The organism is Variovorax sp. 278MFTsu5.1, assembly GCF_048305045.1.
Classification (GTDB): Bacteria; Pseudomonadota; Gammaproteobacteria; order Burkholderiales; family Burkholderiaceae_C; genus Variovorax; species Variovorax guangxiensis.
The window spans coordinates 2,407,246-2,422,404 of the sequence record NZ_CP157622.1; the positions used below are offsets into that span (position 1 = coordinate 2,407,246).

The 15,159-nt window shown below is 69.3% G+C and carries 14 protein-coding genes; 11 read left to right on the top strand and 3 right to left on the bottom strand.

Annotation, left to right across the window (positions count from 1 at the left end; all coding sequences use genetic code 11):
• Positions 1-44: 44 nt before the first annotated feature.
• The 6 genes from ABL844_RS10890 (at position 45) to ABL844_RS10915 (ending at position 6,759) form a co-directional block, all read left to right on the top strand.
• Positions 45-479, top strand: a complete 435-nt coding sequence (locus ABL844_RS10890; RefSeq protein ID WP_184636289.1) for a Fur family transcriptional regulator — start codon at positions 45-47, stop codon at positions 477-479.
• 92 nt (positions 480-571) lie between these two features.
• A complete protein-coding gene (ykgO, locus tag ABL844_RS10895) occupies positions 572-721 on the top strand; it encodes a type B 50S ribosomal protein L36 (RefSeq protein WP_019654976.1) in 150 nt (49 codons plus the stop codon).
• A 159-nt stretch (positions 722-880) separates the two neighbouring features.
• Positions 881-1,588: an ABC transporter ATP-binding protein gene (locus ABL844_RS10900; RefSeq protein WP_369658768.1), complete on the top strand. Its 708-nt coding sequence runs from the start codon at positions 881-883 to the stop codon at positions 1,586-1,588.
• Between the two features lies 1 nt (position 1,589).
• Positions 1,590-2,993 carry an ABC transporter permease subunit gene (locus ABL844_RS10905; RefSeq protein ID WP_418131245.1) on the top strand — a complete coding sequence of 468 codons (1,404 nt, stop codon included), beginning with the start codon at positions 1,590-1,592 and terminating at the stop codon, positions 2,991-2,993.
• A 12-nt stretch (positions 2,994-3,005) separates the two neighbouring features.
• The gene (locus tag ABL844_RS10910) at positions 3,006-4,523 is read left to right on the top strand and encodes an ABC transporter permease subunit (protein ID WP_418131246.1); all 1,518 of its coding nucleotides are present in this window, start codon (positions 3,006-3,008) and stop codon (positions 4,521-4,523) included.
• A gap of 49 nt (positions 4,524-4,572) precedes the next feature.
• Entirely contained in the window at positions 4,573-6,759 is a 2,187-nt protein-coding gene (locus ABL844_RS10915; RefSeq protein WP_418131247.1) for a TonB-dependent receptor, read from the top strand.
• Between the two features lie 13 nt (positions 6,760-6,772).
• Here the strand turns inward: ABL844_RS10915 and ABL844_RS10920 are convergent, their stop codons facing one another.
• Positions 6,773-8,422, bottom strand: a complete 1,650-nt coding sequence (locus ABL844_RS10920) for a DUF4139 domain-containing protein (protein WP_418131248.1) — start codon at positions 8,420-8,422, stop codon at positions 6,773-6,775.
• Positions 8,423-8,645: 223 nt separating this feature from the next.
• Between ABL844_RS10920 and ABL844_RS10925 the strand changes: the two genes are divergently transcribed.
• On the top strand, positions 8,646-9,092 hold the full coding sequence (locus ABL844_RS10925) for a PaaI family thioesterase (protein WP_418131249.1): 447 nt from the start codon (positions 8,646-8,648) through the stop codon (positions 9,090-9,092).
• Here the strand turns inward: ABL844_RS10925 and ABL844_RS10930 are convergent.
• A complete protein-coding gene (locus tag ABL844_RS10930; RefSeq protein ID WP_418131250.1) occupies positions 9,004-10,251 on the bottom strand; it encodes an acyltransferase family protein in 1,248 nt (415 codons plus the stop codon). The two genes, ABL844_RS10925 and ABL844_RS10930, sit on opposite strands and share 89 nt — an antisense overlap.
• Positions 10,252-10,415: 164 nt before the next feature.
• Between ABL844_RS10930 and ABL844_RS10935 the strand changes: the two genes are divergently transcribed.
• From ABL844_RS10935 to ABL844_RS10950, 4 genes are all read left to right on the top strand, one after another.
• Positions 10,416-11,366, top strand: coding sequence for a LytTR family DNA-binding domain-containing protein (locus ABL844_RS10935; RefSeq protein WP_418131251.1), 951 nt, complete (start codon positions 10,416-10,418; stop codon positions 11,364-11,366).
• A gap of 152 nt (positions 11,367-11,518) precedes the next feature.
• A complete protein-coding gene (locus ABL844_RS10940) occupies positions 11,519-12,721 on the top strand; it encodes an ammonium transporter (RefSeq protein ID WP_418131252.1) in 1,203 nt (400 codons plus the stop codon).
• A gap of 63 nt (positions 12,722-12,784) precedes the next feature.
• Positions 12,785-13,762 (top strand): MBL fold metallo-hydrolase, encoded by a 978-nt coding sequence (locus tag ABL844_RS10945; RefSeq protein ID WP_418131253.1) that lies wholly within the window; start codon positions 12,785-12,787, stop codon positions 13,760-13,762.
• A gap of 110 nt (positions 13,763-13,872) precedes the next feature.
• Entirely contained in the window at positions 13,873-14,808 is a 936-nt protein-coding gene (locus ABL844_RS10950) for a succinylglutamate desuccinylase (protein ID WP_418131254.1), read from the top strand.
• 14 nt (positions 14,809-14,822) lie between these two features.
• On the opposite strand, the gene ABL844_RS10955 is transcribed toward ABL844_RS10950, so the two are convergent.
• Positions 14,823-15,146, bottom strand: coding sequence for a hypothetical protein (locus tag ABL844_RS10955; RefSeq protein ID WP_418131255.1), 324 nt, complete (start codon positions 15,144-15,146; stop codon positions 14,823-14,825).
• Positions 15,147-15,159: the final 13 nt, after the last annotated feature.

Here is a 15,159-nt window from a genome sequence, read left to right on the forward strand (position 1 = left end):
CACGCCAGCCCACAGCCAGCCCATCGCCAGCAACCCGACTCCAGATGCAACGTCTCACGCGTCAACGCAACGCCGTCTTCTCCGCCTTCAGCGACGCAGGCCGCGTCCTCACCGCTCCGCAGATCCTGGCGCATGCGCGCGAGATCGTTCCCGAGATCAGCCTCTCGACCGTGTACCGCCAGGTCTCGCTGCTGCTGGCGGACGGCGAAATCGCCAAGGTCGAGCTGCCCGGCGAGCCCGCCCGCTACGAGGTGGCGTGCAAGCCCGAGGCGCATGGCAAGGCGGGCCGCGGCGCAAAGCACGCCGACCATCACCATCACTACTTCCATTGCTCCAGCTGCGGGCAGGTGTACATGCTGCATTCCTGCCCCGGGCCGATGGACGACCTGGTGCCCGAGGGCTTCAAGGTCAGCAGCCACGAGGTGACGCTGCACGGGGTGTGCGCGTCTTGCTCGGGAGCGGCCGACAAGGCGCACTGACCAGTCGGCTTTCATCCGGCTTTCAATTTATTGAGAATGAATTCTCAATAACGTATAGTCGCGGGTCCGAATCCTCTGGTTCCGATCCGATCATGCAAGTCCTGTCCTCGCTCAAAGAAGCAAAGAAGCGCCACCGCGACTGCCAGGTGGTGACGCGGCGCGGCCGCACCTACGTCATCTGCAAGTCCAATCCGCGCTTCAAGGCCAGACAGGGCGGCGCGAAGAACAGGCACAAGCGCTGAGGAGCGCATGCGCCGCTGAGGGGCGCGGCGACTGAAGAGCCGGCGCCCGAATCTCCCCAACACCGAACAAACGAACGATCGACTGACCGCCTCGGCGCGCGTGCGCCGGTGCGTGCCTGCGCGCGTCCCGTTCGTCCTTCCATTCACCGGGTTTCCTCCATGCTCCGAGCCACCGGCCTCACCAAGCAATACGGCGCGCACACCGCGCTCGACAGCCTCGACCTCGACATCCGCGCGGGCGACATCTACTGCCTGCTGGGCGCGAACGGCGCGGGCAAGACCACCACCATCAACCTGTTCCTGAACTTCGTCGAGCCGACCTCCGGCACGGTGGAGATCAACGGCATCGACGTCGTGCGCCACCCGGTGGCCACCAAGCAGCACGTGGCCTACATCCCCGAGCAGGTCACGCTGTACGGGCCGCTCTCGGGGCTGGAGAACCTGCGTTTCTTCGCCGGGCTCGCGCTGGGCCGCGAGCTGCCGCGCGAGCGGCTGCTGGAGCTGATGACCGAGGTGGGGCTGGACCATGCAGCGGCCGACAGGCGCGTGTCGGCCTACTCCAAGGGCATGCGACAGAAGGTGTGGATCGCGGTCGCGCTGGCCAAGCAGGCGAAGGCGCTGCTGCTCGACGAGCCCACCTCGGGGCTCGACCCGCAGGCCGCGAGCGAGTTCTCGGGCCTGCTGCGCCGCGCCGCCGATAACGGCGTGGCCGTGCTCACCACCACGCACGACCTGTTCCACGCGCAGCAGACCGCCACGCGCGTCGGGATCATGAAGCGCGGCCGCCTCGTCGAGAGCCTGGACGGCGAGGCGCAGATCGCGCGCACCGACCTGCAGTCCCTCTACCTGGCGCACATGAGGGCATGACATGCAGCTCGTGAACTGGATCGCACGCCGCGAATTCCTCGAACGCCTGCGCGACGGGCGCCTCCACTGGGCCGGTGGACTGGTGGCGGTGCTGCTGCTGACCGCGCTCGCCGTGGGCTGGGCGCACCAGCGCGACGCGCAGGCCGAGCAGCGCGCCGCGCAGGCCATGGACTACCGCGACTGGCTGCGGCAGGACCGCCGCCATCCGCACGACGCCGCGCACCAGGGCATGCACGCCTTCAAGCCCGAGGCGGTGCTGTCGATGATCGATCCGGGCATCAACCTCTTCATCGGCAGCACCGTGTGGCTGCAGGCGCATCGCCAGAGCGAGGTGAAGTTCAACGCGGCGCAGGACGCGACCGGCCTGCAGCGCTTCGGCAATCTCTCGGTCGGCTGGATATTGCAGGTGCTCGGCCCGCTGCTGGTGATCGTGCTGGGCTTCAACGCCTTCGCGGCCGAGCGCGAGCAAGGCATCCTGCGGCAGACGCTGAGCCTGGGCGTGTCGCCGCTGCGGCTGCTTGGCGGCAAGGCGCTGGCGCTGACGGCGTCGCTGGCCGTGCTGCTGGTGCCGGCGGGGCTTGTCGCGGCCATCGCCGTGGGGGCCGGCGCGGACGACGGCGAGCGGCTCGACGCGCTGCTCAGGCTGGGCGCCTGGACCGTCGGCTATGCCGTGTACCTGGGCATCTTCGTGTTCCTGGTGCTCGGCGTTTCCGCGGCCTGCTCGACCTCGCGCATGGCGATCACGCTGCTGCTGGCCATCTGGATCGCTCAGGCGGTGATGGCGCCGCGCGTGCTCTCGGAGCTGTCGCGCGCATGGTTCCCGAGCCCGACGCGGCTGGAGTTCAACCGCCAGCTCGGCGCGGAACTCAAGACCGTGTCCGACGAGGTGTGGCAGAAGAACTTCGGCTCCACCGAACGCTGGGGGCGCGACGTGCCGCTGAGCAAGTGGGGCATCGCGCTGCGCCTGGACGACCAGGCCTCGTACCCGGTGTACGACCGCCACTACGGCCGCCTGTGGGACACCTGGGAGCGCCAGCAGGCGGTGCAGGAATGGAGCGGCCTGCTGGTGCCCGTTCTCGCGGTGCGCAGCTTCTCGATGGGCATGGCAGGCACCGACTTCGCGCACCACCGCAGCTTCACCACCGCCGCCGAGCTGCATCGCCGCCATATCCAGGACCTGATGAGCGAAGACCTGGTGGCGCACGCCGACCCGCTGGGCGACCAGCATTTCGCCTACCAGGCGACGCCCGAACTGTGGGCGACGGTGCCGCCCTTCGACTACCAGCCGCCGCGCGCGGCCTGGGCGCTGATGCACCAGATGCGCAGCTTCGCCGTGCTGTGCGCGGGCCTGCTGCTGGCCGCCGCCTTCGCGGCATTCACCGCCTCGCGGCAGCGCGCGCTCTGAGGCAAGCCGTACATGACGACGACCACTTCTTCCTCGGTTTCCTCCTCCGTTCCCGTTTCCATCGTCGATCCGCCGCAGGGCCGCCGGCTGCTGGCCGTGATGCGCCAGGAATGCCGCCTGATGTTCGCCGAGCGCACGCTGTGGGCCGTCGGCCTGCTGTTCCTGCTGCTGGTGGCCTATGCGCTCGGCAACGGGCTGCTGCAGACGGCGAGCCGCGACCGCGCGCAGGCGGCTGTCGCGCAGGCCGACCGCGACACGCGCGCGGCGCAGCGCGCGCTGCTCGAAAGCATCCTCGCCGGCACCGCGCAGCCCACGCCCTTCGAGAACCCGGCCGATCCTTCTCGCATGGCCAGCGGCTACGGCGGGCAGCACGCGATCCTGCCGACCGCGCCGCTGGGCCCGCTCGCGCTGGGGCAGAGCGACCTCTATCCGAGCCAGTTCAAGGTCACGAACCAGAGCCGCGTGGTGTTCATGAACCCCAGCGACATCGAAAGCCCCTGGCACCTGCTGAGCGGGCACTTCGACCTGGCCTTCGTCATCGTCTACCTGCTGCCGCTGCTCATCTTCGCGCTGGGCTACAACCTGCTCTCGGCCGAGCGCGAGAACGGCACGCTGAGGCTGCTGCTGTCGCAGCCGCTGCGCCTGCGCACGCTGCTCGCCGGCAAGCTTACGGTGCGCGCGGCGGTGCTGCTGGGGCCCGCCGTGCTGCTGCCGGTGGCCGTGCTGCTGGTGGCGCGGCAGGCCGGGCTGGCCGGCTCGCCGGGTGCCGCCCTGTGGTGGTGGGCGCTGCTGGTGGGGGCGTACGTGCTCTTCTGGTTCGCGCTGGTGGTGGCGGTGAATGCCTTCGGCGCCTCGTCGGCGACCAACGCGATGGTGCTCGTCATCGCCTGGGTGCTGCTGGTGCTGGTGGCTCCGGTGCTGCTGAACCTTGCAGTGACGCAGGCCAGCCCCGCGCCATCGCGCACCGAGCTGGCCACGCGGCAGCGCATCGTCACCGCCGAGGCGATGAAGCGGCACGCCGACCTGATGAGCACCGACTACCGGCACGTGGGCCGCGGCGCGATCCTCGTGCCGCGCGACGGCAAGGTCGAGATCGCCGGCCGTGCGCTGGGCAACTACCTGATCGAGAAGGAAGTCGACGAGGCCATCAAGCCCGAGCTCGACCGCTTCGACGCGCAGCAGGCCGGGCAGCAGGCGCTGCTCGCGCGCTTCAGCGCGGTGTCTCCGGCGGCAGTGGCCTACGAGGGCATGACGGCGCTGGCCGGCACCGGCACGCGGCGCCAGGCGCGCTTCGAGGCCCAGACCGTCGCCTATCACGAGGCCTGGAAGCGCTTCTTCTCCCCACGCATCGACGCGCGCGACGCGCTGGTGCCCACCGAGTTCGACCGCATTCCCGCATTCGCCTGGCAGGAAGAGTCCGCCGGCCTCGTGCGCGAGCAGGCGGCCATCGCCGTGATGCAACTGCTGGTGCCCAGCCTGCTGCTGTTCGGCCTCGCGGCGTGGCGGCTGCGGCGCTTCTCGGTCGCCTAGCGGCCACCCGGCTTTTCTTTTCTTCCCGCAATTCCTTGCAATCAATCCAATGACAACCCTCATCCGCACGGCCATGGCGATGGCCGCAGCCACCGCATTCCAGGTTTCGTACGCGCAGCAGGCCGGCGGCGGCGAGCTCGGCACCATCACCGTCGAAGGCAGCCGCGACGCCAGCGGCCTGCATCTGGAGGAGTCGAGCGGCACGGCCTCGCGCCTCGGCCTCTCGGTGCGCGAGACGCCGGCCTCGGTCGAGATCCTGCAGCAGGACACCATGCAGCAGCGCGGCGCGCGCACCTTCAGCGAGGCGCTGCGCGGCATGGCGGGCCTCTCGGGCGGCGGGCCGCCGTCGTCGCCGACCACGCTGTCCACGCGCGGCTTCACCAGCCTCATGTACCTGTACGACGGCGTGCGCAGTTCCGGCGCGGGCGTGACCAACCGCGTGCAGGACACCTGGAACTACGAGCGCATCGAGGTGTTGAAGGGCCCGGCCTCGGTGCTCGATGGCGAGGGTGCCATCGGCGGCGTCGTCAACTTCGTGACCAAGCGGCCCGACCGCAGCAACCCGAACAAGGAGGCGCTGCTCTCGTACGGCAGCTACGGCTCCACGCGCGCTGCATTCGGCTTCGGCGGCGCGCTGGGCGATGCCAGCGCCTACCGGCTGGACTACAGCCGCAACGACACGAAGGTGGGCACCATCGCGCGCAACGGCGAGCGCATCGACCACTTCACCAGCGGGCTGATGGTCGACTTCGGCGGCTCGGTGAAGCTGGATCTTTCGTTCGACTACCTGCGCGACAACAACCAGGCCTACTGGGGCACGCCGCTGGTGCCGGCCAGCTTCGCCACGCAGCCGACCAACGTGGTCAGCACGCCCGACGGCCGCGTGATCGACCGGCGCCTGGCACGCAGCAACTACAACGTGCCCGACGACGAGAACTCGTCTGAAACCTACTGGCTGCGCGCGCGGCTCACGGGCCAGCTCGACGGCGGCTGGTCGTGGCGCAACGAGTTCTCGGCCAACAAGGCGAACCGCGTGTTCCGCAACTCCGAGAGCGCGGTCTTCGTTGCGCCCGCCAGCATCGCGCGCGACCAGACGCTGATCACCCACGACCAGGACTTCTGGCTGAACCGCTTCGATGCCACGCACAAGGGCACGCTCGGCGGCATGGACAACCGCTTCGTCGCCGGCGGCGAATACAGCGAGACGCGCTTCGGCAGCCAGCGCCGCTTCTCCAACGGCAGTGCCGCCACCGCGAACCTGCTGCGCGTGCCGGTGTTCGACCCGTACATCGCACCCTTCAACGACAGCCTCGCGCTCACCACGGGCGCGGGCAACCGCACCGACACCACGTCGAACGTGAAGGTCGCGTCGGCCTTCGTGGAAGACGCGATCAAGCCGGTGCGCGGCCTCACGCTGGTGGGCGGCCTGCGCCACGACCGCACCGAGGTCGACCGCAGCATCGCCGACCTGAACCTGGGCAGCTACTCCCGCTTCGGCACCAGCTACCGCTCGACCTCGGGGCGCATCGGCGCGGTGTACGACATCACGCCGGATTCGAGCGTGTATGCGCAGTACACCAACGCGACGCTGCCGGTGAACTCGCTCTTCCTGCTTTCGGCGTCGAACGCGGCCTTTCCGATGTCGCGCGGCAAGCAGGCCGAGGTGGGCTTCAAGCAGAGCCTGCCCGAGGCGAAGCTGGAGTGGACGGCGGCCCTCTACAGGATCGAGCTCGACAACGTGCTCTCGCGCGACCCCAACGATGCGCGCAACACGGTGAACAACGGGCGGCAGTCTTCTCGCGGCGTGGAGCTCTCGGCCGTGTGGCGGCCGACGCGTGAATGGACGCTGGCCGGCAACCTCGCCGCGCTCGATGCGCGCTACGACACGCTGATCGAGGCCGGCGGCGTCTCGCGCGTGGGCAAGACGCCGCCGAACGTGCCCGAGCGGGTGGCCAATCTCTTCGCGACCTACCGGCCCGAGGGATCGAAGTTCGAGTACTTCGCGTCGTTGAACCACACGGGCCACATGTACACCGACAACGCCAACCAGATCCGCATCAACGGCTTCACCACGCTCGACGCGGCGGTGAGCTACAGGATGCGCAACGCCTTGCTGACTTTCCGCGTGCGCAACCTGACCGACAAGCTCTACGCCACCTGGGTGGGCCGCGCGACCTCGCAGGTGCTGCTGGCGCCGCGGCGCACCTTCGAGCTGTCGGCCAGGTTCGACTTCTGACGGAGCAGGCGGCTCAGCGCATCTGCAGCCGCGCGTCCTTCGGATAGCCGATGGTGTAGTCGGCCGTCACGCGTGCGGTCTGGCCGGCCGCGAGGTCGAGCTGCCACATGGCCAGGCCGGGCTGCTTGTTCCAGGCCAGTTCGGCGGGCTGCGGCGAGAACTCCGAGGCCACGCGCACCTTCTCGTCCACCGAGACCGGCGCGGCTTCGAGCACCTGCACGGTGATCGGCGTGCGGTGGCGGTTCTCGACCACGTAGGCGCGCTGCACCTTGCGCTCGGCGCGCGAGCCGGCGAAGCCGCCCGTGCCCTGGTTGTCGCGCTCGGGCTCGGCCTGCACGCGCACCAGCTCGTCGCGGCCGAAGGAAAGCGTCAGGCGCGCATCGGTGGGCGCGTTCCAGCGGCCGCTGCCGACGAAGGCGCCATCGCGGTAGAGCTGCATGGGGCCGGCGGGCCACACGCCGGCGGGCTGGTCGAGTTCGGCGACGAGGAAAGCGCTGGCGTCCACGCGCGGGCTGGTGCGCGCGGCGAGCTTGGCCGTATCTTCGTGCTGGCCCAGCGCCATGGTCACGCGCTGGCCGTTGGAGGGCACGTCGATGGCCTGCGGCACCGAGAATTCGGTGGCGAAGCTGTTGTCGAACACGCTCACGTCGAACAGCGGTTCCGTCCGGCGCTCGCGGCTGTCCATGGACTTGCTGGCCATGATGGGCGAGGGCGCCATGGCCGCCGCCGGCGCGGCGGGGTAGGCCATCTCCGCCAGCGGGCGCGGCGGCGGCTCGATGCCGATGCGCCACGCCGTGGGCAGGCGGCCGGCGGTCTCGCGTCGCGGCTGGCCGGTGGAGAGCACCAGCTTCACGCCGCGCCAGTCCTCGCCCGTGGCCTGCGCCACCAGCGCCTGGCGCTCGATGCGCACCTTGCGCGTGGTGGTGTCGAGCAGCGCGCGGTAGGTGGGCGTCCAGCCGGGGCCGTTGACCTGGTAGCTGAGCTTGACGTCGGCGTCGGCGCCCGCGGCCAGGGTCACCGTCACGGCCGTCACCTGGCCGCCGTTGCCCTGGGTGCGGGTGCGCTCGGCCAGCAGCGGGTTGAGCTGGCGGTCGATCTCGGCCTGTTTGCGCTGAATCTGGTGCTGCTTGAGCAGCGAATCCTGCCCGGTGCGGCGCATGGCCTCGGTCATGGCGGCGAGGTTGCGCGCGTCCATCGGCGCGCGCGCGCCGGGGGCGTCGCCGCCGCCGCCGGCCAGGCCCTTGAGGTAGCCGGTGACCATGCCCAGCGCGTCGTTCTCGGCCTGCAGGGCGGCCTTCTGGTCCTCGAGCTCGCGGATGCGGCCGTCGAGCGGGCTGGTCGAGCAGCGTGCCGAGAGCTCGCGCTGCTCGCTGAGCACCGAGGTTTCGCCGATGCGCACCGAAGCATCGGCCGACACCTGCAGGCTCTGCACGTCCAGCCCCGCGGGCAGGCAGGCGAAGGTGACCGAGCGCGCGCCGGCCGCGACGCGCGCCACGCGCTCCACGGTGGCGCTGCCGGGGTAGACCTTGACCTGGGTGATGCGCGAGTCGGTGGCTGCCGTGGAGGGTTGTGTAGTCGCCTGACCCTGGGCGCTCAGGCTCAGGACCAGCAGGACGGCGGCACCGGCGGTGGCGCGGAGGAGGGCGGAAGTCGATGCTTTCATGGGATGCCTCTGGAGCGAAGGTGATGAATGACCCAGGCTCATACGGGCGGCCCCGGCGATCGGGGTTAAGGCATCGTCAAAAAAACTTCATGCAGCCGGCGGCGCTGTCGCCAATGCAACCGGCACGGCGTTTCCGGTCGCGCGCGCGACGGCGGATGCGGTGCGTGCTTCATAGAGTGGTTGCATCGTCTTTCCACCCAACCCCGGACAAGGACACACCGCCATGCTCGACACCATCCAGGCCATCAACAAGACCGCCGCCTTCAACCGCTGGGCCGGCTTCGAAGTGACCAGCGCTGCCAACGGCGAAGCCGAACTGCGCATGAACTGGCGCGAGGAGGATATGGGCCAGTACGCCGGCTTCCTGCATGCCGGAATGATCGGCGCGATGCTCGACACCGTGAGCGGCTACGCGGCCGCCACCGTGGCGGGCCGCGTGCTGGCGTCGCATTTCTCGGTGAACTGCGTCTCGCCCGCCATCGGCCGCGCCTTCGTGGCGCGCGGGCGGGTGGTGAAGGCCGGGCGCAAGCAGGTGTTCGCGGCGGCCGAACTCTATGCGCAGGGCGAGGGTGCCGATTCGCTCAAGCTCGTGGCGACGGGGAACGCAATCCTGGTTCCGGTCGAAGATCCTGCTTCCGCGCTGCCGAAGAAGGCGCAGCCCGCGGCCTGAGCTTCAGCCCGAAGAGCGGCCGCAGCAGGTCGGTGCGGCGGATCAGCCCTTCCGTCAGCAGCCAGCAGCCCAGCAGCGTCAGCGCCACCAGCAGCGCGGGCTCCATGACCGGACCGAGCGCGAACGGGGCCAGCAGGGTCACGCCGGCGATGATCAGCGTCTGGTGCAGCACGTACCACGGGTACACCGACTCGTTGGCCCAGCGCAGCCAGGGCCAGGGGCGGTTCAGGTGGCGATGGCCGTGGCCGAGGATGGTCGCGACGGCCAGCCACAGGTAGAGCATGCGCAGCGTGTCCATCAGCAGGCCCGGGGGCGGGCTCTTCATGCCGGTGCGCAGCGCGATGAAGGCGGCGATCACCGCGACCGCCAGCGCGAGCGACATGCGGCGCAGCCGTTCCAGCTCCTTCCACACGCCGGTGTCCACGCCCATCCAGTAGCCGTAGAGGAACATCGTGAAGTAGAGGCTGTGCAGGTGGAAATCGCGCACCAGGTTGTGCGTGGCCGGAAAGCGCGAGGCCAGCAGCACCGTGAAGACCAGCAGCGGCACCACCGGCAACAGCAGCAGCTTCCAGCCGCGCAGGCCGTTGAAGGCTGCGCGCAGCCGCTGGCCGGCAGCGGATTTCCACAGCGGCAGCGTCAGCGCGACCAGTGCCGTGTAGGTAAATAGATAGGGCAGGTACCAGAGGTGGTTCCAGGTGATGCCGAACTCCGCGCCGTCGAAGGCCTGCTTCGGCCAGGGCTGGGCCATCGACAGGTAGCGCAGCAGGAAGGCGCCGAAGCCCGGCGCGACCATCCCGTTGGCCACGCCCTGCGCGTAGGCCTGGTAGGGCACGATCACCGCCATGCCGAAGGCCAGCGGCAGCATCAGCCGCAGGCCCCGGCTGCGCAGCAGGCCCCAGGTGCCCTGGCCCCGGCTCAGGAAGCCGAGCGACACGCCCGAGATCAGGAAGACCAGGTCCATGCGCCACAGGTTCAGGATGCGCATCGGCCATTGCAGCCATTCGGCCGCGTGCGGGCTCTTGAGGTGCCAGGGCCAGTCGGCCACGTAGTACATGCCCACGTGATAGAGGATGACGAAGAGGAAGGCCAGCGCGCGCAGGGCGTCGATGTCGTGGCGGCGGTGGTCGAATGGAATTGCTGGAACGGGATCGGCGGTCATGGGCGGCTCCTCGAAGCGGGAAGGCCGCCATGCTCGGCCCGGCCGCCCCGCGCGGCGCGGCCGGGGGACGGATCGCTCCCGCTTTGTGACGAGCGGTGGCCCGCGGGGACGAAATCCGGCCCCGAAAAGCCGTCCCGGGGCCCGTTTTCGGGAGAATCCCGGCCATGGGAGACCCCCGCAAGAACCTGTACGAACGCTACGCGCCGATCCGCCGTCCGCTGGAGGTGGCTTTCTGGATCGTGCTGATGACGCTGCAGGCCGCGTTCAGCACCATGGTGGCGATCATGGACGTGCGCACGCGCGCCGTGCCCCGGCCCAACTGGGAGGTCGCGACCTGGGAGGTGTCGAGCCACCTGGTGCTGTTGCTGCTGGTGCCGGCGCTGGCGGCGGTCGAGCGCCGGCTGTCGCCGCTGGCGCGCACCCATCTGCTGCGCTTCCTGGCCTGGCACCTGGTGGCGAGCGTGGTGTTCAGCGTGGTGCACGTGGCAGGCATGTTCGGGCTGCGGTCGATGGTCTACGCCATGGCGGGCGAACGCTACGACTTCTGGAACTGGGCCGGCCAGTGGAGCTACGAGTACCTGAAGGACGTGCGGGTGTACGCGAGCATCGTGTTCGGCATCTGGGCGTACCGGCTGTTCCTGCTGCGTCTGCAGGGGGAGGCGCGGGTGCTGGATGCGCCGGAGGAGGGCGTGACTGCGCCGGCTCCCGTCCCGATTCCGGCTCTGGCGGCACCGGAGGGATTCGAACCCTCCGTGCCCGACGCACCCCCGCCACCGCCAGCCCGCCCCGAACGCTTCCTGGTGCGCAAGCTGCGCCGCGAATTCCTCATCGCCGCCACAGACATCGACTGGCTCCAGGCCGAGGGCAACTACGTCGGCCTGCACGTCAACGGCCACGACTACCTGCTGCGCTCCACGCTGACCGACTTCCTGGCCCAGCTCGACCCGGCGCTCTTCGTGCGCGTGCACCGCAGCCATGCAGTGAACCTGGGGCGCATCAAGGAAATCGAGCCGCTGGACGGCGGCGACGCCCGGCTGCACATGCGCGACGGCACCACCGTGCCCTGCAGTCGCCGCTATCGCGATGCCCTGCGCACGGGCATCGGCGCGGCCTGATCCGGTGCGCGGCGGGCCGTGATCGGCCCGGTATTGGTTCATTTCGCACCATCAGAGAGCTTTCAGGCACCATTTTTGCTTCATTGGCCCGCCGCGCCGGTTGATTCAGGTGCGACGCACCAATTCAAACCAAAAATCCGCAAGAAGCTCCAATGGACGCACTCAAACAGGGCGCAGACGCGCTGTTCATCCTTCTCGGCGCCATCATGGTCCTGGCCATGCACGCCGGCTTTGCCTTTCTCGAACTGGGCACCGTGCGCAAGAAGAACCAGGTCAATGCGCTGGTGAAGATCCTGGTCGACTTCTCGGTCTCGACCATCGTGTATTTCCTGGTGGGCTACGGCGTGGCCTACGGCACGCATTTCTTCGTGAGCGCCACCGAGCTGTCGGCCAGGAGCGGCTACGAGCTGGTGAAGTTCTTCTTCCTGCTGACCTTCGCCGCGGCCATACCGGCCATCATCTCGGGCGGCATTGCCGAGCGCGCCAAGTTCTGGCCGCAGCTCATCGCCACGGCGGTGATCGTCGGCTTCGTCTACCCGCTCTTCGAGGGCATCGCCTGGAACAAGCACTTCGGCATCCAGGAATGGATCGCCTCGCTGACGGGCCACGAGTTCCACGACTTCGCTGGCTCCGTCGTGGTGCATGCGGTGGGCGGCTGGCTGGCGCTGCCGGCGGTGCTGCTGCTGGGGGCGCGGCGCAACCGCTACCGCGGCGACGGCTCGCTGAGCGCGCATCCGCCGTCGAACATCCCGTTCCTGGCGCTGGGCGCGTGGGTGCTGTGCGTGGGCTGGTTCGGCTTCAACGTGATGAGCGCGCAGAGCATCGACAAGATCTCCGGCCTGGTGGCCGTGAACTCGCTGATGGCGATGGTCGGCGGCACGCTGGTGGCGCTGGCCATGGGCAAGAACGACCCGGGCTTCGTCTACAACGGCCCGCTCGCCGGCCTGGTGGCGGTGTGCGCCGGCTCCGACCTGATGCACCCGCTGGGCGCGCTGGTGGTGGGCGGCGTGGCCGGCGGCATCTTCGTCAAGCTGTTCACGCTCACGCAGAACAAGTGGAAGATCGACGACGTGCTCGGCGTGTGGCCGCTGCACGGCCTGTGCGGCACCTGGGGCGGCATCGCGGCGGGCATCTTCGGCACGCAGGCGCTGGGCGGCATCGGCGGCGTGAACGTGTGGGCGCAACTCATCGGCACCGTGATGGGCGTGGCCTGGGCCGCACTGGCTGGCGCGGCGGTGTACGGCGCGCTCAAGGCGGTGGCCGGACTGCGGCTGTCGCAGGAAGAGGAATACGACGGCGCCGACCTGTCGATCCACCACATCTCGGCGACACCGGAGCGCGAAGTCAACTGGTAAGCGGCAAGGTGCAGCGGCTTGGGCTATTCTCGGCGCCCCTTACAACCGCCGAGGAGTAGACCCATGACAACGACACCCGCTCGCTGGCTGCGCAAAGGCGTCGCCGCACTGGCCGGCAGCCTGCTGATCCTTTCGTTCTCTTCCGTGGCGCAGGCCGGCGCGCCGCAGGTCAAGACCCAGGCGCCGGGCTTCTACCGGATGATGCTCGGCGACTTCGAGGTGACGGCGCTGTTCGACGGCACCCTCGACCTCGAGCCCAAGAAGCTGCTCACCAACACCACCCAAGCTCAGGTCGGCAAGCTGCTCGACCGCGGCTTCGAGAAGGACGCCGTGCCCACATCGGTGAACGGCTACCTCATCAACACAGGCAGCAAGCTGGTGCTGGTCGACACCGGCGCCGGCGGCCTCTTCGGCCCCACGCTCGGCAACCTGCAGGCCAACCTCAAGGCCGCGGGCTACCAGCCCGAGCAGGTCGACGACGTGCTCATCACCCACATGCACGGCGACCACGTCGGCGGCCTGGTGCAGGACGGCAAGCTGGTCTTTCCCAACGCCACCATCCACGCCGGGCAGGAAGACGCCGACTTCTGGCTGAACAAGGCCAACCTGGAGAAGGCCTCCGCCGAGATGAAGGGCTTCTTCCAGGGCGCGATGGCCTCGCTCAACCCCTACGTGGAAGCCGGCAAGTTCAAGGGCATGAAGGGCGGCACCGAACTGGCGCCCGGCATCAGGGCCGTGCCCGCCCACGGCCACACGCCCGGTCACAACATCTACGTCGTCGAGTCCAAGGGCCAGAAGCTGGTGCTGTGGGGCGACCTGATGCACGTGGCCGCCGTGCAGTTCGCGCAGCCGCAGATCACCATTTCGTTCGACGTCGACTCCAGGCCCGCAGCGGCCGAGCGCAAGAAGGCGTACGCCGACGCGGCCAAGGGCCGCTACCTGGTCGGCAGCGCGCACCTGCCGTTCCCGGGGCTCGGCCACGTGCGGGCCGAAGGCAAGGGCTACGCCTGGGTGCCGGTGGACTACCAGCAGGTGCGCTGAGCCAGCGATGAAGGTTGAGCGGCGCGGGCCGGTGTTGCGGCGCCCGCGGGCGCAAAGGCGCGCCCTGTAGCAAACTGGCCGGCTGCTTCGCTTTCATCATCCATCGCCCCATGACCCAAGCTCCCCCCGCCCTCGAAGTCCTCCCCCGCGACCTGTCCGCCTACCGCAAGGGCAACGTCGGCGTCGACTACGTGCACCGCTTCGAGTCCGGCAAGCCTGGCCCGCACGTGCTGATCAACGCGCTCACGCACGGCAACGAGATCTGCGGCATGACGGCGGCCACGCACCTGCTCGACAACGACGTGCGTCCCAAGATCGGCACGCTCACCGTCAGCTTCGCCAACGTGGCGGCGTATGAATCCTTCAACGAGGCGCTGCCCTTCGACAGCCGGCAGCTGGTGCACAACCTCAACCGCATCTGGTCGCCCGAATGGCTGGACGGCAAGGAGGACAGCCCCGAGCTGAGCCGCGCGCGCATCCTGCGCCCGGTGGTGGACGCGGCCGACCACATCCTCGACATCCACTCGACCAGCCAGCCCGTCGTGCCCTTCTGGGTGTACCCGGGCTTCGAGCGCAACGCCCGGGTCGCGCAGGCCATCGGCCGCCCCGCGGTGCACCTCGTGATGCCCGACGGCCTGGGCTCCGGCACGCCGCTCATCCAGTACGGCAGCCACGGCGGCCCCGACGGCAAGGGCGTGGCGATGGTGGTCGAATGCGGCCAGCACTTCCTGCGCTCCGCGTCTGATCTCGCCACCGCCGTCACCTACGACTTCCTCGCCCACTTCGGCCTCGTCGACAAGGACCCGGCCACCCCGCCACCCGAGCCGCAACGGCGCTTCCAGCTGCTGCAGACCTACGTCATCAAGTCGCCCGACTTCGCCTTCGTGCGCCCGCTCATCGGCTTCGAGACCTTCGCCAAGGGCGAGCTGATCGCGACCAACGGCGACGAGGAGATCCGTGCGCTGTGCGACGACTGCACGATCTTCATGCCGGCCCAGCGTGCGATCGTGGGGCGCGAGGCGGTTTATCTGACCAAGCCGATCTGAGGCCGGTCGGTCGGTCAGCAGATCAGCAGGTGCCGCGGTTTGTCCGCGGTGCTGTAGTCCGCGTGCCAGTAGTGCGGGTCGTCGCAAGGGCTGAAGATGGCTTCGGCGCTGGCGTGGCGGGCGTCGAAGTGCTTGTCGAGCGTGACGTGCACCGAGCCGGGGTCGGGCCAGTCGGTGCCCGCGTCGCAGACGCGGTTGCCTGACGAAACCTCGGCCGCGACGATCGCCTTCAGGGCCGGGTGCAGGCGCTCGTTGAGCAGGGCGAGGATGTCGCGCCGGCTGCCGGGGCGGATCGATGTGGCGAGGCAGGCTTCGGTGAAGGCGGGATCGGCGGCCATCGTTGGAGCGGTT

Coding starts and splice junctions, on each gene's coding strand:
- ykgO (WP_019654976.1), top strand. CDS start 572: ATGCAAGTCCTGTCCTCGCTCAAAGAAGCAAAGAAGCGCCACCGCGAC.
- ABL844_RS10920 (WP_418131248.1), bottom strand. CDS start 8,422: ATGAAAGCATCGACTTCCGCCCTCCTCCGCGCCACCGCCGGTGCCGCC.
- ABL844_RS10935 (WP_418131251.1), top strand. CDS start 10,416: ATGGGAGACCCCCGCAAGAACCTGTACGAACGCTACGCGCCGATCCGC.
- ABL844_RS10910 (WP_418131246.1), top strand. CDS start 3,006: ATGACGACGACCACTTCTTCCTCGGTTTCCTCCTCCGTTCCCGTTTCC.
- ABL844_RS10905 (WP_418131245.1), top strand. CDS start 1,590: ATGCAGCTCGTGAACTGGATCGCACGCCGCGAATTCCTCGAACGCCTG.
- ABL844_RS10925 (WP_418131249.1), top strand. CDS start 8,646: ATGCTCGACACCATCCAGGCCATCAACAAGACCGCCGCCTTCAACCGC.
- ABL844_RS10940 (WP_418131252.1), top strand. CDS start 11,519: ATGGACGCACTCAAACAGGGCGCAGACGCGCTGTTCATCCTTCTCGGC.
- ABL844_RS10955 (WP_418131255.1), bottom strand. CDS start 15,146: ATGGCCGCCGATCCCGCCTTCACCGAAGCCTGCCTCGCCACATCGATC.
- ABL844_RS10915 (WP_418131247.1), top strand. CDS start 4,573: ATGACAACCCTCATCCGCACGGCCATGGCGATGGCCGCAGCCACCGCA.
- ABL844_RS10950 (WP_418131254.1), top strand. CDS start 13,873: ATGACCCAAGCTCCCCCCGCCCTCGAAGTCCTCCCCCGCGACCTGTCC.
- ABL844_RS10930 (WP_418131250.1), bottom strand. CDS start 10,251: ATGACCGCCGATCCCGTTCCAGCAATTCCATTCGACCACCGCCGCCAC.
- ABL844_RS10890 (WP_184636289.1), top strand. CDS start 45: ATGCAACGTCTCACGCGTCAACGCAACGCCGTCTTCTCCGCCTTCAGC.
- ABL844_RS10900 (WP_369658768.1), top strand. CDS start 881: ATGCTCCGAGCCACCGGCCTCACCAAGCAATACGGCGCGCACACCGCG.
- ABL844_RS10945 (WP_418131253.1), top strand. CDS start 12,785: ATGACAACGACACCCGCTCGCTGGCTGCGCAAAGGCGTCGCCGCACTG.